General features: G+C 63.7%; 23 protein-coding genes. 13 read left to right on the top strand and 10 right to left on the bottom strand.

From position 1 onward, the window contains the following. Positions 1 to 27 precede the first annotated feature (27 nt). Positions 28 to 525 (top strand): SixA phosphatase family protein, encoded by a 498-nt coding sequence (locus LWF01_RS08115; protein ID WP_349640531.1) that lies wholly within the window; start codon positions 28 to 30, stop codon positions 523 to 525. A gap of 147 nt (positions 526 to 672) precedes the next feature. On the opposite strand, the gene serB is transcribed toward LWF01_RS08115, so the two are convergent. Next, entirely contained in the window at positions 673 to 1,545 is an 873-nt protein-coding gene (gene serB / locus LWF01_RS08110; protein ID WP_349640530.1) for a phosphoserine phosphatase SerB, read from the bottom strand. Positions 1,546 to 1,626: 81 nt separating this feature from the next. Beyond that, positions 1,627 to 2,391, bottom strand: coding sequence for an Rv1486c family protein (locus tag LWF01_RS08105; protein ID WP_349640529.1), 765 nt, complete (start codon positions 2,389 to 2,391; stop codon positions 1,627 to 1,629). A 92-nt stretch (positions 2,392 to 2,483) separates the two neighbouring features. Here LWF01_RS08105 and LWF01_RS08100 point away from each other — a divergent pair, with 92 nt between their 5' ends. The 3 genes from LWF01_RS08100 to LWF01_RS08090 are packed head-to-tail and all read left to right on the top strand — an operon-like array spanning position 2,484 to position 4,982. Further along, positions 2,484 to 3,272, top strand: a complete 789-nt coding sequence (locus tag LWF01_RS08100) for an ABC transporter ATP-binding protein (RefSeq protein WP_349640528.1) — start codon at positions 2,484 to 2,486, stop codon at positions 3,270 to 3,272. 14 nt (positions 3,273 to 3,286) lie between these two features. Beyond that, the gene (locus LWF01_RS08095) at positions 3,287 to 4,174 is read left to right on the top strand and encodes a sulfite exporter TauE/SafE family protein (protein WP_432762006.1); all 888 of its coding nucleotides are present in this window, start codon (positions 3,287 to 3,289) and stop codon (positions 4,172 to 4,174) included. Continuing rightward, on the top strand, positions 4,164 to 4,982 hold the full coding sequence (locus LWF01_RS08090; RefSeq protein WP_349640527.1) for a TrmH family RNA methyltransferase: 819 nt from the start codon (positions 4,164 to 4,166) through the stop codon (positions 4,980 to 4,982). Before LWF01_RS08095 ends, LWF01_RS08090 begins: the two co-directional genes overlap by 11 nt. Before the next feature lie 141 nt (positions 4,983 to 5,123). Here LWF01_RS08090 and LWF01_RS08085 read toward each other — a convergent pair whose 3' ends face one another. From LWF01_RS08085 to LWF01_RS08070, 4 genes are all read right to left on the bottom strand, one after another. Continuing rightward, positions 5,124 to 5,978 (bottom strand): isocitrate lyase/PEP mutase family protein, encoded by an 855-nt coding sequence (locus LWF01_RS08085; RefSeq protein ID WP_349640526.1) that lies wholly within the window; start codon positions 5,976 to 5,978, stop codon positions 5,124 to 5,126. Positions 5,979 to 6,106: 128 nt separating this feature from the next. Further along, complete coding sequence (locus tag LWF01_RS08080) at positions 6,107 to 7,801, bottom strand: HNH endonuclease signature motif containing protein (RefSeq protein WP_349640525.1); 1,695 nt, start codon at positions 7,799 to 7,801, stop codon at positions 6,107 to 6,109. A 380-nt stretch (positions 7,802 to 8,181) separates the two neighbouring features. Continuing rightward, the gene (locus LWF01_RS08075; protein WP_349640524.1) at positions 8,182 to 8,730 is read right to left on the bottom strand and encodes a YbaK/EbsC family protein; all 549 of its coding nucleotides are present in this window, start codon (positions 8,728 to 8,730) and stop codon (positions 8,182 to 8,184) included. 2 nt (positions 8,731 to 8,732) lie between these two features. Then, positions 8,733 to 9,050, bottom strand: a complete 318-nt coding sequence (locus tag LWF01_RS08070; protein WP_349640523.1) for a putative quinol monooxygenase — start codon at positions 9,048 to 9,050, stop codon at positions 8,733 to 8,735. A gap of 293 nt (positions 9,051 to 9,343) precedes the next feature. Between LWF01_RS08070 and LWF01_RS08065 the strand changes: the two genes are divergently transcribed. Then, the gene (locus LWF01_RS08065) at positions 9,344 to 9,601 is read left to right on the top strand and encodes a type B 50S ribosomal protein L31 (RefSeq protein ID WP_349640522.1); all 258 of its coding nucleotides are present in this window, start codon (positions 9,344 to 9,346) and stop codon (positions 9,599 to 9,601) included. Positions 9,602 to 9,754: 153 nt separating this feature from the next. Here the strand turns inward: LWF01_RS08065 and thiD are convergent, their stop codons facing one another. Then, positions 9,755 to 10,582: a bifunctional hydroxymethylpyrimidine kinase/phosphomethylpyrimidine kinase gene (thiD, locus tag LWF01_RS08060; protein ID WP_349640521.1), complete on the bottom strand. Its 828-nt coding sequence runs from the start codon at positions 10,580 to 10,582 to the stop codon at positions 9,755 to 9,757. A gap of 144 nt (positions 10,583 to 10,726) precedes the next feature. Between thiD and LWF01_RS08055 the strand changes: the two genes are divergently transcribed. Then, complete coding sequence (locus LWF01_RS08055) at positions 10,727 to 11,548, top strand: aldo/keto reductase (RefSeq protein WP_349640520.1); 822 nt, start codon at positions 10,727 to 10,729, stop codon at positions 11,546 to 11,548. 42 nt (positions 11,549 to 11,590) lie between these two features. Here LWF01_RS08055 and LWF01_RS08050 read toward each other — a convergent pair whose 3' ends face one another. After that, a complete protein-coding gene (locus LWF01_RS08050; protein ID WP_349640519.1) occupies positions 11,591 to 12,058 on the bottom strand; it encodes a tRNA (cytidine(34)-2'-O)-methyltransferase in 468 nt (155 codons plus the stop codon). A gap of 89 nt (positions 12,059 to 12,147) precedes the next feature. Here LWF01_RS08050 and LWF01_RS08045 point away from each other — a divergent pair, with 89 nt between their 5' ends. The 7 genes from LWF01_RS08045 (at position 12,148) to metX (ending at position 23,482) form a co-directional block, all read left to right on the top strand. Then, the gene (locus tag LWF01_RS08045) at positions 12,148 to 13,578 is read left to right on the top strand and encodes an APC family permease (protein WP_432762005.1); all 1,431 of its coding nucleotides are present in this window, start codon (positions 12,148 to 12,150) and stop codon (positions 13,576 to 13,578) included. 190 nt (positions 13,579 to 13,768) lie between these two features. Next, positions 13,769 to 14,584 (top strand): DnaE2-dependent mutagenesis accessory factor ImuA', encoded by an 816-nt coding sequence (gene imuA', locus LWF01_RS08040; RefSeq protein ID WP_349640518.1) that lies wholly within the window; start codon positions 13,769 to 13,771, stop codon positions 14,582 to 14,584. Then, a complete protein-coding gene (locus LWF01_RS08035; RefSeq protein WP_349640517.1) occupies positions 14,581 to 16,263 on the top strand; it encodes a DNA polymerase Y family protein in 1,683 nt (560 codons plus the stop codon). Before imuA' ends, LWF01_RS08035 begins: the two co-directional genes overlap by 4 nt. Before the next feature lie 29 nt (positions 16,264 to 16,292). After that, positions 16,293 to 19,877 carry an error-prone DNA polymerase gene (locus tag LWF01_RS08030; protein WP_349640516.1) on the top strand — a complete coding sequence of 1,195 codons (3,585 nt, stop codon included), beginning with the start codon at positions 16,293 to 16,295 and terminating at the stop codon, positions 19,875 to 19,877. A 253-nt stretch (positions 19,878 to 20,130) separates the two neighbouring features. Continuing rightward, positions 20,131 to 20,910, top strand: a complete 780-nt coding sequence (locus LWF01_RS08025) for an HAD-IIA family hydrolase (protein WP_349640515.1) — start codon at positions 20,131 to 20,133, stop codon at positions 20,908 to 20,910. A 137-nt stretch (positions 20,911 to 21,047) separates the two neighbouring features. Continuing rightward, positions 21,048 to 22,361, top strand: coding sequence for a bifunctional o-acetylhomoserine/o-acetylserine sulfhydrylase (locus tag LWF01_RS08020; RefSeq protein ID WP_349640514.1), 1,314 nt, complete (start codon positions 21,048 to 21,050; stop codon positions 22,359 to 22,361). A gap of 2 nt (positions 22,362 to 22,363) precedes the next feature. Further along, the gene (gene metX / locus LWF01_RS08015) at positions 22,364 to 23,482 is read left to right on the top strand and encodes a homoserine O-acetyltransferase MetX (protein WP_349640513.1); all 1,119 of its coding nucleotides are present in this window, start codon (positions 22,364 to 22,366) and stop codon (positions 23,480 to 23,482) included. A 22-nt stretch (positions 23,483 to 23,504) separates the two neighbouring features. Here the strand turns inward: metX and LWF01_RS08010 are convergent, their stop codons facing one another. Together LWF01_RS08010 and LWF01_RS08005 are read right to left on the bottom strand one after the other, a co-directional pair. Then, a complete protein-coding gene (locus LWF01_RS08010; RefSeq protein ID WP_349640512.1) occupies positions 23,505 to 25,598 on the bottom strand; it encodes an acyl-CoA dehydrogenase family protein in 2,094 nt (697 codons plus the stop codon). 34 nt (positions 25,599 to 25,632) lie between these two features. Further along, positions 25,633 to 26,361, bottom strand: coding sequence for a TetR/AcrR family transcriptional regulator (locus LWF01_RS08005; protein ID WP_349640511.1), 729 nt, complete (start codon positions 26,359 to 26,361; stop codon positions 25,633 to 25,635). Between the last annotated feature and the right edge of the window lie 46 nt (positions 26,362 to 26,407).

Below are 26,407 nucleotides of genomic sequence, written 5' to 3'. Positions count from 1 at the left end.
ACGTTTAGCTCAGAACAGGAAGTCACCATGGGGACTGCGCCGCGCCGTTTGGTCATAATGCGCCACGCACATGCGGCGCAGTCCCCAGGGACGCCGGACCATGAGCGCCCACTCGACGCCCGGGGCAAGGCGGAAGCCCAACAGATGGGGCTGTGGCTCGCCAAGAATGTTCCGGCCGAGCAGATCTATTTCTCATCGGCACTGCGCACCGTGCAGACGGCAGAGCTGGTGGTCGCACAGTGGGAAAGTCCGGTTCGGTGCATCCCAGACCGGGGTATGTACGGGGCAGAAGCTGCCGAACTGGTGGAACTGGTCAAGACGATCGACGATGACATCGTGACGGCTGTGCTGATCGGGCATCAACCCGCCATGCATGACGTTGTCGAGCAGCTCAGCAACGACCGGGCCGACCGGTTTCCGCCCGGCACGGCTGCAATCCTCGAGTTCACCGGCGAATGGGATTCGATCGAATCCGCCCAGGCTCGACTGAGCCAGGTTGTCTACGTCGCGGATCTGCCGGGTTAAGTACGGCGTGACCGTAGCGTTCATGGCGTGAGGTTGGGGCACCCGGTTGGCACACCCGGCTGGTTGGCTCACCCGGCTGGCGGCCGGGCTAGCTCACCCGGCTGGATGGCTCACCAGCCGGTTCGCTCATCCGGCTGGCGGCCGGGCTTAGAGTCCGAGCAATGCGACGATCGCGTCCAGCCGCCGGAACCCCAAACTCATATCCGCCTGCTCACGGACCGCAGGCTTGGCCTGGAAGGCAATGCCCAGGCCGGCCACGCCGAGCATGTCCAGGTCGTTGGCGCCATCGCCGACCGCGACGGTCCGGCTGAGCGGCACGCCCAGCTCGTTGGCATACTCCTGAAGCATCCGCGCTTTGACCGATCGATCCACAACCTCGCCCAGGACCCTTCCGGTCAGCACCCCGCCGTCCACTTCGAGCCGATTCGCGCGAACCTTGTCGATATCGAAGCCGGCGGCGAGCGGAACGACGATCTCTGCGAAGCCGCCCGATACCAGGGCAACGTCGCCACCATTCGACTGGACGGCGCGGACGAGTTCCTCGGCGCCCGCCGTGACGGTGACCTCCTGCCGCACGGCATCGAACACGTCATCACTGATTCCCTTCAGAGTCGCCACCCGGGCGTGCAGGCTCTGCTCGAAGTCCAGCTCACCGCGCATCGCGCGCTCCGTCACAGCCGCCACCTGTTCGCGGGTGCCCGAGCGCTCGGCGATCAGCTCGATCACTTCCTGATCGATGAATGTCGAATCGACATCCAGGACCAGCAAGCCGGGCGCGGACCGTTGCAGCGCAGCAGGAAGCCAGCAAGTGTCCAGGCCGAGTCTGGTGGCGGCTCGGGAAATTGCTTGCTGCTGATCTGCTGTCGCCTCGATGCGCAGTCGGAAATGTACCGCCTGGCACGCCGTCGAGGATGTCCGGGATTCGACAAAATCGGCGCCGAGGATGTCCCGAACTGGCTTGAGCTGGTCGTCATTCAGCGTTTCCGCGACGACGACGAGATGACTGTAAGAATCGATCACCGCTTGAGAATAGCCGGATCGGTCCGGCTACGGAGAATCGCGAAGCCAATGCCTCGTAGTGCATTTCGCCGCGCACATCAGCTACGGCCGGGTGTCGTTGACCGCAAGTACCAAGGCCTGCCGCGCTGCGCGATTCAGAAAGTCCAGCTGCGCGTGTTCTTCATGGTGGCTGGAAAATCCGAGTTCGTGTGGTGGAGCGGCTTCGGTCAGTGCCAACATGCGCAGCGCCATGCTTGCCACACGCACTGCACGCGGAGATGCTCCCGGCAGGTCGACGTCATCACCGGCCGATAGAACGCCGCGGGCTCGATCCACGTTTCCTTCCTGCCAGGCGGCTAGCGGGAAAGCCTGCGAGCTGGAGGGCTCGGCGAGCGATCCCAGCGCCTCCAGCACCGCCTCCTTCATCGCGCGCTCGGCCTCGCCAAGCGTCGAGGACGCGACAGGGGAGTAACGAACCGGTGCGCATTCGAAAATGCGCCATTCGCTGCGGGACACATAGTCGTCGAGGGACTGGCCGGCGGGTCGAAGAGAGCAGGGCACCAATACCGCCGCGGCGACTCCGGCTGTTTCGGCAACTACCGCCTGACCCGATGACATTGCCTCAGCCAGACCGGGCGTCGCGGGAAGCATGGAGACATCTCCCGGGACTGGCAGTGCGAGTCGTAGCGAGGTGACGTCGGCCTGGCGAAGCGCGCCGGCTAAAAGTGAAATTCCGGCCCCTGCGGGCAGCCCGAAAACGTCGTCCGCGGCGACGACGGGCGCCAGATCGTTGTCACCCGTTATCGCGTCGAGCGCGTGGTCGATTCCAGTGCGATGACAGAGCACTCCGTTCATCCAGGCTGTCATCGCGATAGATTCGTTTGCTCCGGGCATAGAGCAACACTACGACGGGCATCCCAACGCAAAGCTGGTCGACCGTAAACGATAAGGTCGAGACCATGACTGAAGTGCTTTCTTTTAGCGGTGTGAGCCTCCGGCGCGGAGACAAGTTGCTCCTCGAATCCGTGGATTTGACCGTTTTCGACACGGATCGCTGGGTGATCCTTGGCCCGAACGGCGCTGGCAAGACAACGCTGCTGGAGATCGCCGCAGGAAGGATGCACCCGACCGCTGGTGAGGTGAACATTCTGGGCGAGCGGCTCGGTTCAGTCGACGTGTTCGAACTGCGACCGCGAATCGGCCTCGCCTCTGCCTCGCTGGCAGCCCGGATCCCGCCGCACGAAACGGTACGTGACGCGGTAGTCACGGCGTCGTACGCGGTGACCGGCCGCTGGAATGAGAATTACGACGATGTCGATGAGTCACGGGCCGCGGACCTGCTGGCAGCATTCGGCGTGGCGGAACTTTCCGAACGCACCTACGGCACGCTTAGCGATGGCGAAAAGAAGCGGGTCCAGATCGCTCGCTCGCTGATGACCGACCCCGAACTGCTGTTGCTTGACGAGCCAGCCGCCGGCCTTGATCTGGGTGGCCGCGAGGAACTGATTGCGGCTCTCGCTGAGATCATGCAAGACAAGTTCGCGCCGGTCGTATTCATGGTGACTCACCATGTGGAAGAAATTCCGCCTGGAATAACGCATGCCCTGCTGCTGCGTGACGCACAGATTGTTGCCGCGGGCGCGGTGAATGACGTCTTGACCGCAGAGAACCTGACGGCAACTTTCGGCGTTGAGCTGACGGTGAGCCAGGAGGAAGGGCGATTCACGGCCCGGGCCAAGGTCAACTAGTGAAGGTCAGCTAATTGTCCGTTCTTGAAATGGCGCTCATCCTCCTTGCGGGCCTGGGCGCCGGCGTGATCAATGCGATTGTCGGTTCGGGCACCCTGATCACCTTTCCCGCTCTTGTCGCGTTCGGCGTGCCACCCGTAGCCGCCACGATGAGTAACGCAGTCGGTCTCGTGCCCGGAAATATCACCAGCTCGATTGGTTATCGCAAGGAGTTGGCGGGCCAGAAGAAGCGCCTGCTTCAGCTGATTCCGGCTTCCCTAGTAGGCGCGCTGACCGGGGCATGGTTGCTGCTGCACCTGCCGGAGACCGCCTTCGAAACCATCGTGCCGGTTCTATTGGTCCTGGCGCTCGTCATGGTCGTCACCCAGCCGGCGCTGCAGCGCTGGATTAGGCGACGCAAGGCGGCGCAGCTCGACAAGGACCAGCAGGCGGGCGACGATTCAACCGGGCGATCAGCGAGTTCGGGAGACTCGTCGGACGTGGCCGGGGACCGGCACAATCCCGGCCACGCGGACGGCGGCGGTCAGCCTCACATGTCTTTGGGGCGGACGATCGGAGTGATAACTGTCGTCTTCCTCACCGGAATCTACGGGGGCTACTTCGCTGCCGCCCAGGGAATTCTGCTGATTGGTTTCCTTGGGCTGTTGCTGCCTGAGACCTTACAAAGGATCAACGGCGCGAAGAACATTCTCGTCCTGGTAGTCAATGCGGTGGCGGCGACGACGTACGTCGTGGTGGGCTTTGATCGGATCAACTGGCTGGCAGTCCTGCTGATCGCGATCGGGTCGATGATCGGTGGAAGCTTCGGAGCCAGAATTGGCCGCAGGCTTTCGCCCGTTCTGCTGCGGGTGATTATCGTAATCCTCGGGCTCGTCGCGCTGTGGAGAATCCTTGAGATTTGAGCCGATCCGGATCACGGACCCGACCGACGAGCGTGTCGCGGACTACACCCGGCTGACCGATGTCGTGCTTCGACGCAAGCACGAGCCGGAGAAGGGAATGTACATCGCCGAGTCGTCGACCGTTATTCGCCGCGCGATGGCGGCCGGCCACGTGCCACGTTCGTTCCTGATGCATCGTAAGTGGCTGGAAGATCTCGCGCCGTTAATCGCTGCGCATCCAGATGTTCCGGTGTTCGTAGGCGAGGACGACGTCCTCGAGCAGCTGACGGGGTACCACCTGCATAGAGGCGCGCTTGCCGCGATGCAGCGGCCCCAACTTCCGTCCGTTCCGGAGTTGCTTGCCGGCGCGCGTCGCGTGGCGGTGCTGGAGGACATCGTGGACCACACTAACGTGGGGGCGATTTTTCGTTCCGCGGCGGGGCTTGGGGTGGATGCGGTGTTCGTGACGCCCCGATGCGCGGATCCCTTGTATCGCCGCAGCATCCGGGTCTCGATGGGCACAGTTTTCCAGGTCCCGTGGACCCGGCTGGACGAATGGCCGAGCGGCTTGTCGACGTTCACCGAACACGGATTCACCACGGCCGCCATGGCACTCAGCGACGACGCCGTCTCCCTGGACGCGCTTGCCGCGGCTGCACCGGACAAGTTGGCGGTGATCTTTGGCACGGAGGGAGACGGCCTGAAGCGCGGCACAGTGTCAGCTGCCGATGAGGTCGTGCGGATACCGATGTCCGGCGCCGTCGATTCGCTGAATGTGGCTGCGGCGTCCGCCGTGGTTTTCTGGGCGCTGAGGGCGCCCAGAGCGTAGCTGACTCCTCCTGAAGGTCGTGCCTAGCTGGTCTCTGGGCTCTGCGGGCGCCGGAAGCGTCGTCTGTTCGACCGCCAGGGGGCGGGGGATCGGTCCGGGGGGAGCGGGTAACGCAGCGAACGTGATCGGGCGGACGCGTGCCTACCGGCGATGAGCTTCAGCCAACAAGGCGTTCATCTGGCCATAGTCGACTGACTCGCCAAGCGAGTCGAACGTGCCAGAGTCCAACATTTCCGCTGCCGCCGTCCGAGCTACGGCGTAGGCCGACTGCGCGAGGCCCATCCCAACGCTCACCCTACGCACGCCGGACGCCGAAAGCTGGCCAACCGAAGGTCCGCCGCTTCCCGACATCGCATTCAGTGGAACAGGTATCGAATCCGCCAGTATTCGAAGGGCTGACAGGTCGGTGAGGCCGGGAACGAAGATCCCATCCGCGCCCGCGGCCACGTACGCCTGCGCGCGCACAGCAGTTTCCTGAGCAGTTTCTGCGAGCAGGTTGCTCGACGACGTTGCGTTCAAAAGGTAGGTATCGATCCGGGCATTGATGAAGAACGGGATGCCAGATCTATCGGCCGTCGACCTGGCGGCAGCGATCCGCTCCGATTGGTCGCGCACGTCTCGTAGCGTCGAACCATTTGCATCCTCGATGTTGCAACCGATAGCTCCGCAGGCGGCAAGCATGCTCACTGTTGTCGCTACCTGATCTGCTGTTTCGCCGTATCCGGCCTCGATGTCGACGGTCACTGGAACGTCTACGGCCGCGACAAGCCGAGCGGCGAACTCGATGGCCTGCTCCCTGGTGAGGCTGTTTCCGTCCGGTACGCCCAGGCTCCAGGCAACGCCGGCGCTTGTTGTCGCGATTGCCGCAGCGCCCGCATCCTGGACCAAGACCGCCGAGGCGATATCCCACGCGTTGGGAAGTACCAGAGGGCCATTTTGGTGCAGCGCGGCAAATTGTGAAGCTTTCGCGATCGTTTGTGTGGTGGGCTCTTGCATTCTTTCCTCAGTTCTTGGGTCCGGGAAGCGCGGTGATTGCTCGATCCCATCACGCCCCGCGACCTCGGAGCTGGCAGAAATTCGACCTGACAGTCCTGTCTCGTTCCAGTTGTCTTGTTCCACTGGTCTTATTCCAGTGGTGGCGGTCGATGATAGTGATTCCGCCGCGGTGTCCGGCGCGGGTCGACCCAGCGCGGCGGAATTACCCACGGGATGCCTTCCTGCATGATTACGGTCCAGTCTCCGGCGTGGATCACGCCGTGGTCGTGATCGCAGAGCAAAGCTCCGTTGGCTATCGAAGTGGGACCGCCTTCGGAGTGGAAGTCGACATGATGAACAATGCACCAGCTTGGCGGCGCGGTGCAGCCAGGCATGATGCAGCCACCGTCGCGCGCAATGATCGCGCGTCGCTGGGCAGGCGTGAACAGGCGTCGCGCAGTGCCTACGTCGAGCACCTGTCCGGCGCCCCCGAGAACAACCGGGATCATCGCGGCGTCGCAGGCCAGTCGACGGACCGTCGAGACGCCGATCGGACCGGTATGACTGAGTAGACCGTGGCCGCTGGCCTTCTCATAGAGGGTTTCATAGTCGATGCTGACCATGATCGTGGCGTCGCTGCCGCCTACGGTGCCCGACTTCAATGCCGTGGAGCAGCACGCGATAAGCTCATCGAGCAGCTTGTGTTGATAAGTTCTCTGGTCTTCGCCGCCGGCATCTGCTGCATCACCGCCCATGTCCGGTTCGCAGCAGACCGTCGTAGCGACTCCCGTATCTGCTCCGCTGGCGGGCGCTGTTTCGCCGACCCTGCCCTCCGGCTGACATTCGCCGGCAGGCGCTGTTTCGCCGACCCCGCCATCTGTTGTCCCGCCGACAGGCGCTGGTCCGCCCACAGCATTTGGCTGACCGCCGCCGACAACCGGCTCACTACCGCTGGCCTGCTGCACTACTCCGCCGACAGCACCTGGCCTAACACCGTCGGCACCTACTGTCCCTTCGGCACCTGGTTTGAAGGCGACACTCTGCTCGTTCGTTCTGCCCGGTTGGCACTCCTCGTCCGAGCCATTCCGGTGACGCGGGCTGGTGGCCGGACCGGCTGCGCTGAGCAGCGTTTCGTGCTGGATCTGAGTCATGGCTCCCCGGAACGGAACCAGTCCGTTCCGGCGGGGTGTTCCGAACCACAGGCCGTGTTCCAGCCTGATCTCCGCCGCGCTGGGCCGGACTCCATCGGGATCGAGGAGGGTAATCCACCGGGCACCGCACTGCGCGACGAATCCCGGGTCGTATCCCTCCGCCTGCGCCACGAGGTATTCCTCGGCCTGAGCCGTGATCTCGGCCGGGGCGCGCCCCGCCAGGATATCGTCGTCCGCGGTCTCCGCCTTTTCCCGGATCACTGACAGTTTCTCAGCAAGCACCTTCGCAGCATCTATGCTCAACCGGCCGTCGTGAAGGGCTCCTGCCGTACTTGGACAAGCTGGCGCGAGAGGCGTTCCTGTCAGGGAGCGTTGAGTGGCTGTCGCGGCTGCGACATCGAGCCGCCGTTTCGCCTCGCTCGCCGTGATCCGCAGCCGGTCGCGTAGCAGCGGGACGGTGCCGCGCTGGCCGCGCCGGTCGGCAATGCTCCGGGACTCGATCTCTCCGGCCAATTGGACCTGAAGTGCGCCGAGTCGGCGGCTCGCGGCCTCGACGGCATCTGCGATAGCAAGGACCTCGCGGTCGCCGGCCCGGGCGAGCTCGCCGGAGCTGAAGACGGCACCAACCGCGGCGGCTACGCCGTTCGCCCGCTCGACCATGTCGTCGGTATGCGATTCCCGGTTGCTATCCATGAAACAACCGTATCCGGCACCACTGACAGTCACTGCCGACTGCTACGCAGAGTGTTCTAAATTCGTACTAGTATTGCCAGATCATGCGGCGCGAGCTGCTCGTATTGCAACTGGCCGCCCCCGGCGAACGGCCTGCCCGGCTGCACTCTCGCCGTCCGCTCACCCGGCCGCCGCCATCCGTGCAGGAAGGAAACCACCGCCGCTCACCCATCCGACCGCCGCCCGGCTGCACTCTCGACGTCCAGTCGGCCGACCGCCCACTCGACCGCCGCCATCCGTGCGGGAAGCGCTGCCCACCCACCCGCCGGGCCGCCGCCATCCGTGCGGGAAGCCGACCGCCCACCCGACTGCCGCAATCCGGCAGTGAAGAAAACCGCCACTTAGGCCGGGTTCGCCAGCCCTTCGACGATCTCGACACCCGGATATTCCGCCAGGGCCGACCCGGGGAGCACGAGCTTGGAGCGACGCACTCCGGAACCGAGAATTATTGCCTCCCGGTCCACAACTCGTGAGTCAACGAGTATCCGCCAAACCGCCGGCACCCCAATCGGAGTGATTCCGCCAAACTCCATTCCGGTATCCGCCACGGCCTGCTCGGTCGAGAGGAACGAAGCCTTTCGCACATCCAGCATGCCTTTGGCAGTTTTATTGACGTCGGCTCGGGTGCTCGCCAGCACGACGCAGGCGGCAACGCGCTGCTCTCCTCCGCGCTTGCCTCCGATAACCACGCAGTTGGCAGAATCATCCAGCGAGAAGCCGAATTGACTGGTCAGCGTCTCGGTGTCAGCGTGCTCAGGATCGATTGCGAAGACTCCGGCCTGAGTTATCAAGCCGGATGCCTGGAGTCCATCGCTCACCGCAGAGGCAAGTAATTCGGGATGATCTTCGGCGGCAAGCACATCTACGCCGGAGAAGGCCGGGAATGTCATCGTTACAGCGCGCCCTTGCCGTCGCTGCCCACCGGCAACGGCGTCAGCCGGACAACATCCACTGCCTCGGCCAACAGGCCACTGAGCGATTCATTCAGATCCTGAACCGCGACTCCCGCACCATGCGTATCGAGTAGCTCGGCGGATTCCCACTTTTCGATCATGATGATGTTGCCGTTCGGCGCTTCATGGATGGCGTACAGTTCGCAGCCGTCCTCCTGGTGCACCTGCTCAATGGCGATATCCAACGCAAGACGGACGCGGTCGAGCTCGCCGGGATTCGGCACAAATGTGGCAATGACGACAACAGGCTCGCTCATAAGTTCCCCTTCGCAGTGATGGTCTGGGTCGAGACTATCGAACCGGACGGATAGTGGCGGCAAACGGGTCACGACAGGTCCCGGGGTCCAGACCGGAGCACCCCTGCGCCGGTGTGTCGGACCGGGAACTCGCGAAGAGCACAGGCACTCGGCTATAGTTGGGCGTTGGCAGACAGCCAGGATTTGGGCCTTGGCCGGTCGGATATACGCAGATCAGCCTCCGCGCGCAGCGTGGATGACGCTATTTCGTCTTCGACACCAAACCCTCAGAGATCTTAGATAAGGACACTCACGTGAAGAATGACATCCACCCGAGCTACGGACCGGTAGTCTTCAACGACCTCGCCTCGGGCAATTCGTTTCTGACCCGCTCAACCGCCACCAGCGACAAGACGGTCGAGTGGGAGGACGGCAACACCTACCCGGTCATCGACGTTGAAATCTCCTCGGAGAGCCACCCGTTCTACACCGGCAAGCAGCGCATCCTGGACAGCGCCGGTCGCGTCGAGCGCTTCAAGGATCGCTACAAGGGATTCGGCAAGAAGGGCTAATTCGGCTCGCACAATTGCGGCTTAGCTCGTATATATCAGTGAAGGGACCCACCAGTTGGTGGGTCCCTTCACTGATTTGTATGTGCAGGGGCGACCTCGCCGGCTATTGCCGCGGGGGCGGCCAGTCCGCCCCCTCAGACACAACCAGTCCCGCTATTGCCGCTGGACGTTGACGTCCTCCGACGGCGACAGCCGGGCCGCTGCGTGGTAGACGGAGTCGACCGACGACGCATTGGAAATGTGCCCCGCGATGGCATGTGTGACGAAGGCCTTGGCGCGCTCGACGGCCGTGCGCACGTCCGAGCCCAACGCAAGCTCGGAGGTGATCGCAGCAGCCAGTGAGCAGCCCGCTCCGTTGACCATCAAGTCGCCAAGCTTCGGCGAGGTGAACACAGTGAACTCCTCGCCGTCATAAAGCACATCGACGGCCTGGTTGCCGGCCAACCGGGCTCCGCCTTTGACCATGACAGCCTTGGCGCCGCGCGAGTGCAACTCACGGGCCACATCACGCATCTCGTTGACCGTGTCGATGCTTTCTGCGCCGACCAGGGCGGCGGCTTCCTGCAGGTTCGGCGTCACAACCGAGGCCTGAGGCAGCAGTTCGTCAAGGAATGCCTGCTTCAGGTCGACCATCATTCCCTGGCCCTTGCAAACCAGAACGGGGTCGAGGACATATCTCACGCCCTCCGCCCGATGCAGCGCGGCAGCAAGCAGGGTCACAGTTTCTGTACTGCCGAGCATGCCCGACTTCACGCCGTCGAACGCGTGCAGGGCGAAGGCGCTCGTCAGCTGCTTCTCGATGACGGCGCTGTCAACGAAATCAATGTCGTGGTGGAGTTCGTTGGCCGGGTCGTATGTCACGATCGATGTCAGAGCCGTGGTGCCAAAAATTCCGTGTTCTTCGAAGACCTTGAGGTCAGCCTGGATGCCCGCACCACCTGAGGTGTCCGAGCCGGCGACTGTCAGAGCGCGCTTAACCAAGGTGTGCCGTCCTTTCTAGAGATAACTTCCCTAATTATCGCGCCTCAGGGAATCGTGCGCGGACGGTGGGGGTTGCACGAATGAGACCGTTGTCGCACATGGTTGACTGGACGGGCAAGACAAACGATGAGCTAGGAGAATTACGTGTCACACGTTCCACACATTCGGTTGAACAACGGCGTGGAAATGCCGCAGCTCGGATTCGGGGTATGGCAGGTCGGCAACGATGACGCGAACGATGCGGTGGCCAAAGCTCTTGAAGTTGGATATCGCGCCATTGACACCGCTGCCGTATACGGCAACGAAGAAGGGACCGGAAAAGCGATTGCCGATTCCGGGATTGATCGTGACGAGCTCTTCATCACGACGAAGCTGTGGAACGACGATCAGGGTGCAGATACCACTTTGCCTGCGTTCGATGCCAGCCTGGAACGGCTGGGGCTCGACTACGTCGACCTCTACCTGATCCACTGGCCGAAGCCGAAGCTGAACCGGTACGTCGAAACTTGGAAGGTCCTGGAAGACATCGCGGCCAGCGGCAGGGCCAAGGCTATCGGGGTCTCGAACTTCCATGCTCAGCATCTCACCAGGCTGCTGGCTGAAACCGACATCGTGCCGGTGGTCAACCAGATCGAACTTCATCCGAACCTGACCCAGCGCGAACTTAAGCAGTTCAACGAGTCACGGGGAATCGCCACCGAGGCCTGGAGTCCGCTGGCTTCCGGCGCACTGCTGGGTGATCCGTTCCTGACGCAGCTTGCGGAGAAATACGGAAAGTCACCGGCCCAGGTGATCATTCGCTGGCACCTGCAGGACGAGAATATCGTGATCCCGAAGTCGGTCACCCCGAGTCGGATCAAGGAGAACTTCGAGGTCTTCGACTTCGAACTCGCCGACGCCGATGTCCAGGCGATCACGGCCCTGCACAATGGAGCCCGCACCGGCTCGAACCCGGACGAACTCTAGAAACAGTCGGGTATTGCGCCTGACGTGCTTCGACGCGTGGTGTCAGCTGGCTCCCGGATAGCCATGCTGGCGCCACGCTTCGTATATGGCAATCGATGCCGAATTGGCGAGATTGAGCGAACGGCGGCTCGGCAGCATCGGGATCCGTACCCGCTCGGTCACCTGTTCGGCGCACTGCACCTCGTCCGGAAGTCCGACCGACTCGGGACCGAAGAGAAAGACGTCCCCTGGTTGGTAGGAGACATTCGCGAACGACGTCGTCGCCGAGGTGCTGAAAGCGAAGACCCGGCGGCCCGGACCTAGGGCGAGCCACAGCGCTTCGATATCCGGATGCACTGTGACGTGCGCCAGGTCATGATAGTCAAGGCCGGCACGTCGTAGCTTGGCGTCGTCAAGCGAAAAGCCGAGCGGTTCGACCAGGTGCAGGTCGATGCCGGTCACGGCGGCGAGGCGGATGGCATTGCCGGTATTGCCGGGGATCTCTGGGGTGTGGAAAACAACGGTAAACATCGTCTCTGAGTCTAGGCGCTGACGACACAGCCGATTTCGGCAGCGTTAGGGGCTGGACAATTGGGCGCTCGGAAGCCACCGTTAGGTGCATGGCAAATGCAACCCCTCCCTCCTCAGCCGTCCCACAGGACGGCACATCCCCAACGTCGGGCGATAAACCCGAACTCAAGCGGGTTATGGGCCCGAAGCTCCTTCTGTTGTTCATCGTCGGAGACATCCTCGGCACCGGAGTTTATGCGCTTACCGGAAAGGTCGCGTCCGAAGTGGGCGGTGCCGTTTGGCTACCATTCCTGTGCGCGTTCATCGTCGCGATCCTGACCGCATTCAGCTATCTCGAGCTGGTGACCAAGTACCCGCAGGCCGCCGGTGCCGCCCTGTACACCCATAAGGCATTCGGTCTGCACTTCCTGACCTTTATGGTGACCTTTACGGTGATGTGTTCGGGCCTGACGTCGGCCAGCAGCGCATCAAAGGCGTTCGCCGCCAACTTCGTCAACGCATTCGATATTGGTTGGAGCGTCGATGGCGGCGGCGTGCTGGCCGTAGCCCTGTGCTTCATTCTGTTGGTAGCGCTGGTGAACTACCGTGGCGTCGGGGAAAGCGTTAAGGCAAATGTGGTTCTGACCCTCGTCGAGCTCTCCGGTTTGTTGATCATTATCTTTATCGGCCTGGTCGCGCTTGGCCAAGGCAAAGGCGAGCCGGGACGTCTGCTTGAATTCGCCGTGCCGGAAGGCGAAAGCCCCTTCATGGCGGTGACTGCGGCGACCGCTTTGGCGTTCTTCGCTATGGTCGGTTTTGAGGATTCGGTCAATATGGCGGAAGAGACCAAGAATCCATCGAAGATTTTTCCGAAGATGATGCTGCTCGGATTGTCGATCACGGGCGTGATCTACATCCTGGTGTCGATTTCGTCGGTAGCCCTGGTTGCACCCGCAGAGCTGGGGGAGGGCGACGCCCCGCTGCTCAAGGTGGTTGCCGCAGGTGCGCCGGCGTTCCCGATCATCATCTTCGCGTTCATCACAATGTTCGCGGTGGCCAACTCCGCGCTGATCAACATGCTGATGGCGTCCCGGCTACTCTACGGAATGGCAAAGCAGGGAGTGCTTCCCTATAAGCTCAGCGCCGTGCATCGCAGCCGACGCACACCCTGGGTTGCCATCGTCGTGACGACGGCGCTGGCTGTCGGCCTGATCGCGTTCAGCGATCTGGAGGCGCTCGGCGGAACGACCTCGCTGCTGCTGCTCGCCGTCTTCTCCATTGTCAATATCACGGTGCTTGTGCTGCGCAAGGACCCGGTTGACCACGACCATTTCAGGACACCGACGATTATCCCGATTCTCGGCTTCATCTTCTGTGCGTACCTGGTCACGCCGCTTTCCGGCCGGGCCGCCGCGGACTACAAGGTGGCAGGCGTCCTGCTCGCTGTCGGGCTGGTGCTCTGGCTGTTCACCTGGATGTGGCGGGTGGCTTCACACCGGAAGGGCACCGAATCGCCATCCGCGCGATTCGAACCTAAGTAGATTCAAACCTGAATAGTTCGCTGATCGGCCGGGGGATGTTCCCCCGGCCGATCCGCTGTCCTGGCCGATGGCTCCTCGGCTTGCCTGCTGTCCCGGCCGATGGCACGGCTTGGCTGGGCGGCGCCTCGGCCGCCGGCTGACCTCTCCTCGCTCACTTGCCACCTTCGAACATGTGTTCGATAATTAAAGGGTGTCCATCTCAGTCGCGGAACTCAGCAGGCAGTTTGGGCTGTCGACCGCCACGGGGCCGCTGGCAGCAGAAAAGACGCTGCCGGTCAATCAGACTCTGGCGCCTCTGCTGGGTTCTTCGGGCCTGCGGCGCGGAAGTTCACTGAGCGTCACCGGTACGGGGTCGTTGTCCCTGGCCATCGCCCTTGCAGCTCAAGCCTCGAGTGAGGGCTACTGGTGCACCGTACTGGGACTGCCCGGCCTGGGGCTGGGTGCAGTTTCCGACCTGGGCGTCGATCTCGAGCGGCTGGTCTGCGTGCCGGACCCAGGACAGGACTGGCTGCGGGTGCTCTCAATTCTGGTCGAATCCGTTGACCTGCTCATTGTCCGGCCGCCGGGCGTTCCACCACCGGCCCAGCTGAACAGGCTCTCGGCGAAGCTGAGGGAACGAGAGGCAGTGCTGATCGCGATGAGCAGCTGGCCGGGCAGCGATACCCGGTTGAACGTTGTGGATCAGACCTGGCATGGCCTCGAGAACGGCCATGGCCGACTATCTCGGCGGAATCTTCGGGTCCGCGCGGAGGGCAGAGGTGGCGCCAGGGATTCGATTGCTTCCGTCTGGCTGCCGAACCGCGGTGGTGGGATAAGTGCGGCGGTTGCGGTGGACTCTGACAGCGTCGGCACAGCCACAGCCACAGCTGGCATGACGGGCGTCGGCACAGTCACAGTCAGCACAACCACAGTCGCAGCCAGCACAGTCGCAGCCGGCACAGTCAGCGCAGCCACAGTCGCTGCATCGAAAAGAACCTCGCGCCGCCACCCCCGGATACTGCCATGACTGAGCCCCGGGTCATCGTTCTGCTCTGTCCCGATTGGCCTGTTGTGGCGGCGGCGGTCGAGGCCAATATTTCAGCGCATCGGCCGGTTGCTGTCATTTCCGGAAACGAAGTCGTGGCTTGCTCCGCAACTGCCCGCAGCGCGGGGGTGGCACGCGGGCAACGCCGTCGACTGGCCCAGCTTCGCGCGCCTGACCTGGTGATTCTCGACCCGGACGACGATCGGGACGCCCGGCTTTTCGATCCGGTCATTACTGCCAGCGAGCACATTGTCGCCCAGGTGCAACCCATCCATCCCGGGATTCTGGCAGTCGGCGTCGAGAGTCCCCGGCAGTATTTCGGCTCGGAGCTGGCGGCAACGGAGAAACTGCTCACCCACCTCACCGACAGCACTGGTTACGAAATAATGGTCGGAATCGCCGACACGATATTCGCTGGCACCATCGCCGCCGCGAGATCGGCCAGGGTTCAGGCCGGCGGCACTGCGGACTTCCTGGCACCGCTGCCGATCGACGAGCTGATCCGTCCGGAGGTGCCTGCCTGGACCAACCGCTACGAGCTTGTCGATCTGTTGCAGCGGCTTGGCCTGCGCACACTTGGCGCCTTTGCTGCGCTGTCCAGCACCGAGGTGGCTAACCGTTTCGGTCCCGATGCGATGCTGGCTCATCGGCAGGCCGGCGGTCTGCCAGGTTTACCCATGGCAGGCAGGCGACCGGAGACTCCGCTCGTGGTCGAGAGACTTCTTGACCCGCCCGCGGACCGAATCGATAGCGCCGCGTTCGCTGCGATTTCCCTTGCCGAGGAGTTCCTGCAGCTGGTGCATGCCCGGGGGCTGGTCTGCTCACAGATCCGGGTAGAGGCACGCACGGATGGCGGCCAGTCCACTGTAAGGGTGTGGCGTCACGATGTGTCTCTGACCGCCCGGGACATTGCCGATCGCACTCGCTGGCAGCTGGACGGCTGGCTGAGTTCCTTCAGCCGGAACAGAAAGCGCGGCGGTTCTCGCAGTGGCCCTGACGCCGGTCCTGGCGGTGGCGCCGGCAGCGGTCCCGGTCCTGGCGCCGCAGCTGATGCCACTGACGAAGCCGACCGGGACGAAGCCGGCTCCGCCATCGTGTTGCTTCGGCTTGAGGCGGAAGAAGTCAGCACGCCTGGTTCCTGGCAGCACACCGTTTTCGACGATAAACGCGAGAACGATGAAAAGGTCCGCCGTACTATCAGCCGGGTGCAGGGACTTATCGGTGCCGGTAAGGTCCTCAGCGGATCCCTGCAGGGAGGCCGCGATGCCACCCAGGAGAACCTGTGGACACCTTGGCAACAGCCCGCGGCGAGCCTGCTGCCCCGGAAAGCTCCCTGGCCTGGCCGCCTGCCGAGCCCGCACCCGGTCCGGCTCATGCACGAGGAAGTCAGGGTGCTGGATCCCCGGGGCCGTTCGGTGACGGTCGGCATTGCCGAAGGCCTGAGTGACCGTCCCGCGGTTTTACTGCGCCTCGATGACAAGGACCGGCCGTTCTCACTGCCGGTGGTTTCCTGGTCTGGGGCATGGCCGCTGGAAACCCAGTGGTGGGATCCGGACGCTGCGCGCCGTCGTGCCCGGCTGCAATTCATTGTGCAGACCGGCGAGGCTTTCCTGCTGACCTGCGAGTCCGGCCGGTGGTGGATCGAGGGCTGTTATGAGTAGCCGCGTCATGTCCAGAGAACGGAACCGCGATGGAGTTCAATAATCCACGCGTCCCGTGGTCGGAACTTGCCCGGAAACTCGGCGATAAACCGGGCCGAAGCACTGAAGCCCGCCGCACCGACGCCCGAAGCACCGAAACTCGGCACACCGAAACCGGCCGCCCCGACACACCAGCCCAACGAGCGGTCGACGGTGCCGACGGCAATGACGCACCGGCCTGGTCACGGCAGCGTGAACCCTATCCGGAGCGGGTGCGGCGATCCACGCCTGCTGCTACCCGCGGGCGAACAGGACGAGTGGCTTACGCCGAGTTGCACGCCCATTCGAACTTCAGCTTCCTGGATGGCGCTTCCCACCCGGAACAGCTGGTCGAGGAGGCGGCAAGACTCGACCTCGAAGCCGTCGCGCTCACCGATCACGATGGGTTCTACGGTGTGGTGCGTTTTGCCCAGGCGGCCCGGACACTTGGCATGCCAACGGTTATCGGTTCAGAGCTCAGCCTCGGGTTACCCGCGCGGCCGCAGGGAGAAAAAGATCCACCGGGGCAGCACCTTCTGGTCCTGGCCCGCGGCATCGAGGGATATCGTCTGCTGTCCAGCGCCATCAGCAAGGCTCAGCTGGCGGGCGGCGAAAAAGGTCGTCCGGTCTATCACATCGAAGATCTGGCCGCCTCGGCCAATGATCAATGGATGGTACTGACCGGTTGTCGTAAGGGGACGCTGCATCGAGCGCTTGCCGAGGGTAATGGCGACGCCGAACTACGCAAGCTGATTGATCTGTTCGGTCACGAGAATGTCGCCGTGGAACTCACCCACCATGGCTTCCCGGATGACGACGAACGCCTCGACCGGCTGGCGGCGCTTGCCCGGGCGGCACATCTGCCGGTGGTCGCCACGAATGCTGTGCACTATGCGACCAGAAAACAGGCTCCGCTTGCCTCCGCGCTGGCGGCGGTGCGGGCCCGGGGGAGCCTGGATGACCTTGCCGGATGGATGCCGCCGGCCGGTATCCGACATCTGCGGTCCGGGAGCCAGATGGCCAGGATCTTCGAGCGGTTTCCGTTGGCGGTGCCCACCGCGGTGGCCCTCGCCCGGGAGTGCGCCTTCGAGCTGCACCTGGCCGAGCCGCGCCTGCCGCCCTATCCGGTACCGGAAGGTCACACACTGGGCAGCTGGTTACGGCACCTGACCTACGAAGGCGCCGAAAAACGCTACGGCTCGCGATCATCCCCGCAGGCCCATGCCGCCTGGCAGCAGATCGACCAGGAATTGGCGACTATCGACCGGATGGGGTTTCCGGGCTACTTTCTGATCGTCTGGGACATCGCCAGGTTCTGCCGCGACAATAATATTTTTTGCCAGGGCAGGGGATCAGCCGCCAACTCCGCCGTCTGTTATGTGCTGGGAATCACCGCAGTCGACGCTGTGTACTTCCATCTGCTGTTCGATCGCTTTCTCGCGCCGGATCGGGACGGGTATCCGGATATCGACCTGGACATCGAATCCGGCCGCCGTGAAGAAGCCATCCAGTACGTCTATAACCGCTATGGTCGCGAGTACGCAGCCCAGGTGGCCAATGTGATCAGCTACCGGCCACGGTCGGCCATCCGGGATATGGCAAAGGCACTGGGACACGATCCGGGCCAGCAGGATGCGTGGGCAAAACAAGTCGACCGCTGGCGGTCGATGCCCGATCAGAGCTCGGAGGCAGAACAGGCACACGACATCCCGCGGCCGGTGATGAAACTGGCCGGGCAGATCCTCGACTTCCCACGCCATCTCGGCATCCACTCCGGAGGCATGGTGCTCTGTGACCGGCCGGTGGCGGAGGTGTGCCCGGTGGAATGGGGCCGGATGCCTGGCCGCACCGTCCTGCAGTGGGACAAGGACGATTGCGCCGATATGAAGCTGGTGAAGTTCGATCTGCTGGGGCTGGGTATGCTCTCGGCCCTGCATCAGATGACGGATCTCGTTGCCGAGCACCATGGCCGGGAGATCGACCGGGCAACCATTCCGCCGGATGACCCCCGGGTCTACGACATGCTCTGCCGGGCGGACGCGATAGGCGTTTTCCAGGTGGAAAGCCGGGCGCAACTGGCCACCCTGCCACGACTGCAACCGAGGACGTTTTACGACCTTGCGATTGAAGTCGCGTTGATCCGCCCCGGGCCGATTCAGGGTGGCAGCGTTCACCCCTATATCCGCCGCAAGCAGAACAAGGAACCGGTAACCTACCTGCATCCACTGCTGGAGAAGTCATTGACCAAAACCCTTGGAGTTCCGCTGTTCCAGGAACAGCTGATGCAGATGGCCATTGACGTCGCCGGGTTTTCCGGCGCGGATGCGGATGAACTGCGGCGTGCGATGGGCAACAAGAGGTCCATCGAAAGAATGGAACGGCTGCGCGCACGATTTTTCAGCGGCATGGCCGAACGCGGCATTACCGGCGAGACCGCCGAACAGATCTACGACAAGATGGAGGCATTCGCGAACTTCGGCTTTCCGGAGAGTCACTCGATCAGCTTCGCGAACCTGGTGTACCAAAGCGCGTGGATGAAGCTCTATTTTCCCGCCGCATTCTGCGTCGGCTTGCTTCGCAGCCAGCCGATGGGGTTTTACTCGCCACAATCGCTGGTCGCCGATGCGAGGCGGCACGGCATTGAAATTCGTGGCGTGGACATTAATGCCAGTCGACGGCAGGGCGACCTGGAAAGACTTCCTGGTCATCCTGCGGCTGGTACGCATGCGGCCGGCACGCCTGCGGTCGGCACGCCCGGGGCGGGTATGCCCGGGGCTGACACGCATGCGGCTGGGGCACCTACGGCTGGGGCTGGGACGCCCGGGGCTGGTTATCCTCCGGCCGGTACGCCCGTAGCCAGCACCGATGGCTACCCCGATGTGCCGGTGAACAGCCACGCCATTCGGATCGGCCTGGATTCGGTGCGCACGATAGGCGCCGAGCTGGCCGCAGAGATCGATTCCGAGCGGGAGCGGAACGGGATGTTCCGCGACATCCCGGACCTGTGCCGCCGTGTCACGATCAGCCAGGCATCCCTTGAGGCCCTGGCGACGGCGGGCGCCTTCGACAGTCTCGGCTTGCAGCGACGCGAGGCACTGTGGATCGCCGGGGCAATGGCGGGGGAGAGCGCCGAAACCCTGCCCGGAACACATCGCCTGGCAACGGCCCCGGCGTTACCGGTGATGTCCGACTTCGAAACGTCGCTAGCCGATCTGTGGGCGACCGGGATAACTCCCGAGGGTTATCCGACCCGGCACCTTCGGCAGCTCCTCGATGCCCGGGGTGTGCTCTCTACCGCCGACCTGCTGAGCGTTTCCGATGGGCGACGGGTGCTGGTCGGTGGCCTGGTGACCCATCGGCAACGGCCGGCCACCGCATCCGGCATTACCTTCATCAACCTCGAGGATGAATCGGGGATGGTGAACGTGGTGTGCAGTCCCGGTTTGTGGGCGCGGTATCGTCAGGTCGCGATGCAGGCCAATGCCATGTTGGTGCATGGCCGGGTTCAACGCGCGGACACCGTGGTCAGTGTGACGGCCGAGAAACTTGAAACCCTGCCCATAGCCCGCAAGGTACGGTCCCGCGACTTTCAGTGACGGCTGTTCAACCCGCTGCTTAACCGAGGCCGGCTGTTTAACCGAAGGTTTCTGTGCCCGGGGGCGGTGCCCGCTGCTTAACTGACGCCGGCTGTGCCCGGAAGCCGAAGTCGGCTGTGCCCGGAAGCGTGCTTGCGATGCCGGCCCTAACCGACGGGAGCCGCACGTCCTCCGCACAAAGAAACAGGCGTGCGATGCCGACACGGACCGCAGGGCGCGGCGTTGCCGCCAGCCGGTACGGCAGAATGTAGGCATGACCGAATCTAAGCCTGTAGAAACCTGGTTGACCGACATGGATGGCGTCCTAGTCCACGAGGAACACGCAATACCGGGCGCGGCCGAGTTCCTGGCCAAGCTGCAATCTTCGGGCAAACGTTTCCTGGTGCTCACGAACAATTCGATCTACACACCGCGTGACCTCAGCGCCCGGCTGCTGGCCAGCGGGCTGGAGGTTCCCGAAGAGTCGATCTGGACCTCGGCGCTGGCCACGGCAAAATTCCTGGACAGTCAGCGCACCGGCGGCACCGCCTATGTGCTCGGCGAGGCCGGCCTGACCACGGCGCTGCACGAGGTCGGCTACGTCATGACGGCCCGGGAGCCCGATTACGTTGTGCTCGGTGAAACCCGTACGTACTCCTTCGAGGCGATCACCCAGGCAATACGGTTCATCGAGAACGGTGCGCGCTTCATTGCCACGAACCCCGACCCGAGTGGACCTTCACCCGCCGGGTCGCTTCCGGCCACCGGTGCCGTGGCCGCCCTGATTACCAAGGCAACCAACGTCGAGCCGTACTTTGTCGGCAAACCGAATCCGCTGATGATGCGCAGCGCGCTGAACCGGCTCGAAGCGCATTCGGAAACCACAGTGATGATCGGCGATCGAATGGACACCGACATCGTTTCCGGGATGGAAGCCGGCCTGCGAACCATGCTTGTGCTGACCGGATCGACCAGGCCCTACCAGGTTGACCGCTTCCCATACCGGCCAAGCCGCGTTGTCGATTCGATCGCCGACATCGTCGATCTGATCTAGACGCTGATGCCGCTCCCTGGGCCAGCACGCGTCAATCCGGCGGATGACGCTATGTGACTTCTGGTCACGCCAACCAGCCGATGGCTATCTACGGTGATGAAACAGGCTCTTTCACCAGATACCTTCAGGAGTGCGCTATGAGCAACGGTTGGTCCTTCGAAACACGCCAGATCCACGCAGGTCAAACCCCCGATGCCGCCACCGGCGCTCGTGCGCTGCCGATCTATCAGACGACGTCGTTCGTGTTCGACAGTACCGAGTCTGCTGCCGACCGGTTCGCGCTGAAAGAGCTGGGGCCGATCTACTCCCGGATCAACAATCCGACAAACGACGTCGTCGAGCAGCGCCTCGCCGACCTGGAGGGTGGCGTCGGCGCGCTACTCGTGTCCTCGGGGCAGGCGGCCACGACACTGGCCATTCTCAACGTGGCCGAGGCCGGCGACCATATCGTGGCAAGCCCGAGCCTTTACGGCGGGACCTACAATCTGCTGAACATCACCCTGAAGAAGTTCGGCATCGACGTCACCTTCGTGCCGGATCCGGATGCGGCCGACGACTGGCGGAACGCGGTCCAGGAGAACACCAAGGCATTCTTCGGCGAGGTCGTCTCCAACCCTCGTCAGGACGTGCTGGATATCGAGCTGGTCAGTTCGATCGCCCACGACAGCGGTGTCCCGCTGATCGTCGACAACACCCTGGCCACCCCGTATCTGATCCGGCCCATCGAGTGGGGTGCCGACGTCGTCGTGCATTCGGCCACGAAATATCTTGGCGGTCACGGTACCTCGATCGGCGGCGCCATCGTGGACGCCGGCAAATTCGACTACACGAAGGATGCCGCCCGCTTCCCGGGATTCAACACCCCGGACGAGAGCTATAACGGGCTGGTGTTCGGCCGGGATCTCGGCGAGGGAGGAGCACTTGGCGCAAATCTTTCCTACATCCTCAAGGCTCGGGTACAGCTTTTGCGGGACCTTGGGCCGGCAGTTTCTCCGTTCAACGCGTTCCTGATCGCGCAGGGCCTGGAGACGCTCAGCCTACGGATAGAGCGGCACGTCGCTAACGCCCAAAAGGTTGCAGAATGGCTCGAACAGCACGAAAGCGTCGAGGCGGTAGCGTTCGCCGGGTTGCAATCGAGCCCCTGGCACGAACGCGCCAGGAAGTACGGACCGCTGGGAACGGGTGCCGTGCTGGCCTTCGACATCGTTGGTGGCGTGGATGCCGGCAAGCGCTTCGTCGACGCGCTGGAACTGCATTCGCATGTGGCTAACATCGGTGATGTGCGATCGCTCGTCATCCACCCCGCATCGACCACGCACAGCCAGCTGTCGCCGGAAGACCAGGCGAAATCCGGGGTCCGGCCGGGACTCGTCCGGCTCGCCGTGGGAATCGAGAACGTGGAAGACATCCTCGCCGACCTCGAGGCCGGATTCCGGGCAGCGAAGCGGTAGCCATGGCTTCCGCCGCAACCGGTGTGCCGGTCCGGGAGCCGCTTGTCGCCGACGGCGTGCTGCGATTCCTCGACGTCGGCGATGTCCGGCTCGAGAGCGGCTTCACCCTGCCCGACGTGACGCTTGGCTTCGAAACCTGGGGCACGCTGAACTCCGCGGGCAGCAACGCCGTGCTGATCGAGCACGCTCTGACCGCAGACTCCCATGTGGCCACGGGCACCAGCCGAGATTCCGCCACCGGCTGGTGGGACGGCCTGGTAGGCCCAGGCAAAGCGATCGACCCCTCAAGGTGGTTCATCGTCGCGGCGAACATGATCGGCGGTTGCTACGGCTCAACCGGTCCTGGTTCCACCGCTGCAGACGGGCGGCCCTGGGGTTCGCGGTTTCCCGAAGTCAGCATCCGTGACTCGGTTGTTGCGGAGACCCGGCTGGCCGACCTGCTCGGTGTTTCGCGCTGGCACGCCGTGGTCGGCGGTTCGATGGGCGCGATGCGTGCGCTGGAATGGTCGGTGCTCGAACCGTCCCGGGTCGGCCATGTCGTGGTCCTGGCGTCATCGGCCTACAGCACGGCGGAGCAGATTGGCTGGGCCCAGGCACAGCTGCTCGCCATCCGGCAGGATCCGTCGTTCCAGGGCGGCGATTACTACCAGACCGGGCGCACACCGGACGCCGGCCTGGGCCTTGCCCGCCGGATCGCCCACATCACCTATCGCTGCGAGTCGGAATTGTCGGCCCGGTTCGGCAACGAGGCACAGCAACCGCCCCGTTCTGATGCGCCGTCCCGGTTCCAGGTCGAAAGCTACCTGGATCATCAAGCCGGCAAGCTGGTCGCCCGCTTCGATGCGAATTCCTACATCGCGTTGACTCAGGCACTGATGGGTCACGACGTCAGACGTGGCCGCGGAACACTCCGCGAGGCGCTGGGGTCGACGGAGGCGCAGGCCACTGTTATCGCGGTGGACTCCGACCGGCTGTACCCGGCGGCGCTTTCCGCCGAACTGGCCGCGGCGTGGGCTGACCCGGTCGACGTGCACACCATCCGGTCGGCGGCCGGTCACGATGGGTTCCTGCTTGAAACTGACCAGCTCGGCGCGATTCTCGGCGGCTCCGTCTTCGCCTAGCGCCGGGGAACGTCCCGCTCGCCTAACGTTGCCGGGAGCTGGCGGCCCGCTTCGCCTGCTTCTTGCGTGCCAGCAGGGTCTTCTCGTGCACCGGAGCGCCGGCCGTCGCACGTTGCAAGCGGTGGTAGCTGCGAGCCTCGTCCTGGCGGCGACCCTCCGCACCGGAGTTGATTGCCGCCCGGGTGTGCGCGTGGCTATAGCCAAAGCCGTCCACCAGGTCGAGGGCGTAGGGTCGCAGCCGTTCCAGCAGACGGTTGATGTAACCACTGAGCGTGCGGGCCCGCTGCATCGATAGCCGGCCATTCATTAGGTACCAGGCGGCGTGCTTTTCGATAAGTGACAAGCCGAACAGGTCACGCAGCCAGCCGAGCACCTGCTTTGTGCCGGGATCATCGATGTCGTCCACGGCGTCGGTGAACGCCTCCCACTGAAGCAGTTCCACGTGAGCGCGGGCGGTCTCGATCAACTCGTCCTGGTTGGCGTTGAACAACCGAGCCGCCGACACCTTATCCATCCTCGCCGCAGGTCGAAGCTTGGCTGCTACTTCGGCAAGCCTTGCGTCAACACGCTCGGTTAGCAGCTCGCGCTGGGTAACTGTCTCGCGTAACTGGCCGGCCGCGCGGCGCGCCGAGCCGGAGTCGGCGAATGCCTGGCCGAGCTTTCGCAGCCCGCTTCGATTGAGCGTGAACTCGGCGGTCTGGGTCGCGACGAACCGGGCCACCCCGCCGACATCAATGTTGGCGAACTCTTTGCTGTAGTCGGACAGTAGTCGCTTGGCAACCAGCTGGAGCAGCACCGTGTTGTCGCCTTCGAAGGTCGCGTACACATCGAGATCGGCGCGGAGTCCGACGATCCGGTTCTCGCTCAGATATCCGGCACCGCCGCATGCCTCGCGTGCCTCCTGACACGTGTCGATAGCATGCCAGGTGGACAGCGCCTTGAAGCCAGCAGCCAGTGTCTCCAGTTCCTGCCGATCCTCGTCGGTGTCGGCCGCGCCGGAGAACACCCGGTCGAACTTGCTCAGCAGCTTCTCATGCGCAAAGGACGTCGCATAGGTGGTGGCGAGTCGCGGCAGTAGCCTGCGCTGATGACGTTGGTAGTCCAGCAGCACCTCCTCGTCCGTGTCGCTTGCGGCATTGAACTGCCGCCGCTGACTGCCGTACTCGATGGCGATCTTCAGCGCGAGCTTGCTGGCGACGACTGCTGCGCCGTCCAGCGAAACCCGGCCCTGCACCAGGGTGCCGAGCATGGTGAAGAAGCGACGCCCGGGGCTCGCGATGGCGCTGCTGTAGCCGCCTTCCGCATCCACAGCGCCGTATCGGTCCAGCAGGTTCGTTCGGGGGATATGTACCCGGGAGAAGCACAAGCGACCGTTGTCGACCCCGTTCAACCCGCCTTTTGGCCCGTCGTCCTCGCCGGAGATCCCGGGCAGGAAGTTCCCTGCTTCGTCTCTGATCGGAACGAAGAAGGCATGCACGCCGTGATTGACCCCTCTGGTGACCAACTGTGCGAACACCACTGCGGCACGCCCGTGCAGCGCGGCGTTTCCGAGGTAGTCCTTCCAGGCGGCCCGGAACGGAGTATGCACGACGAACTCTTCGGTGTCCGGCTGATACGTCGCCGTCGTGGCAATGTTTGCGACATCAGAACCGTGACCGGTCTCGGTCATGGCGAATGCACCCGGGATGTCGAGATTCATGATTCCGGGGAGCCACTTCTTGTGATGCTCTTCCGTGCCCAGATGCAGTACCGCCGAACCAAACAGGCCCCATTGAACGCCTGCCTTGATCTGCAGGCTCGGATCGGCGGCCACCAGTTCCTCGAAGCCCGCGATATTGCCGCCGTGGTCGTCGTCGCCGCCTAGTTCCTGCGGAAACGCCCTGTGCACCGCGCTATGCCGGACGAGGCCTTTGAGCTGTTCCAGGACTCGGGCCCGGTGTTCAGCCACGCCGATGCCTTCGATGGCGGCAAACTCATCGGTACCGGCAAGGGCCCGTGACGCCGACCGCGCGTATCCCCACTGACCGAGCAGGTAGTTCTGCAGATAGTCGATGTCCACTATCGGTGCCGGGGCGGCAGCTGTCGCGTCACGCCGTGCGCTGGTTGTCTGCGCCATAGGGGGCTCCTTGTGTCTTCGCCGGATTCGGGTTTCAGTATCGGTTGGGTGGCAGGTCGGCGCCGGTGGCGCCGGACCATAGCCATTCGGTGATCTGACGCGCTAGTGCCTCGCGGTCAGGAACGCTCTGCGTTGTGCGGTGTTCGAGCCACCACTCGACGCTGCCCCGAACCAGACCGATTGCCCCTGCCGCCCAGATGTCGGCGAGCCGCTCGGCCGCCTCGCCGGTGCCGAACTGTTCCCTGATCGGCCGGGCAACCATCGCTGTCACGGCAGCGAAGAAGTGATTGAGGCTGTTCGGAGACCCGCCGCTCGCCGTCTGGGTGGAGAAGGCATAGACGGCGGGTGATGACTCGGTCATCGCAAGGTACACGGACACCATTGCCTGCAGGCTCTCCCGTGGGGAATGTGCCGACTCGGCGGCGGCCTCCAGTGCCTGCTGCATCTGGTTGATCACGAATTCGCCGACTGCTCGCTGCAGGCCTGCCTTGTCACCGAAATAGCGGTAGTACACCGACTTGGCGGTATTGGTCTGTGCCGCGATGTCGTCCATCGAGACCCCGGCACCGTGCCGATGCACCGCCTTGCGCACGGCTGTTATCAGCTCGCTGCGGCGGGCTTCCCGGTGCGTTTCCCAGCGGGAGGCTCGGCCGTCCAGCGGCTCGGGCTCGGCGCCGACGGCCGGCTCAGTGGCGGCAGCCTCCGGAGCGCCTGCAGCGGAGGGCCAGCCAGTCGGATCGGGCGTTTCGGGAACTGGGTTCACGGTACCGAGAGTATCAGGTACTCTCGGTAGTGAGTACTAGCACGAC

The organism is Saxibacter everestensis, assembly GCF_025787225.1.
Lineage (GTDB): Bacteria > Actinomycetota > Actinomycetes > Actinomycetales > Brevibacteriaceae > Saxibacter > Saxibacter everestensis.
Note: the sequence above shows the minus strand (reverse complement) of the source record. Positions and strands in the feature narration are given on the sequence as shown.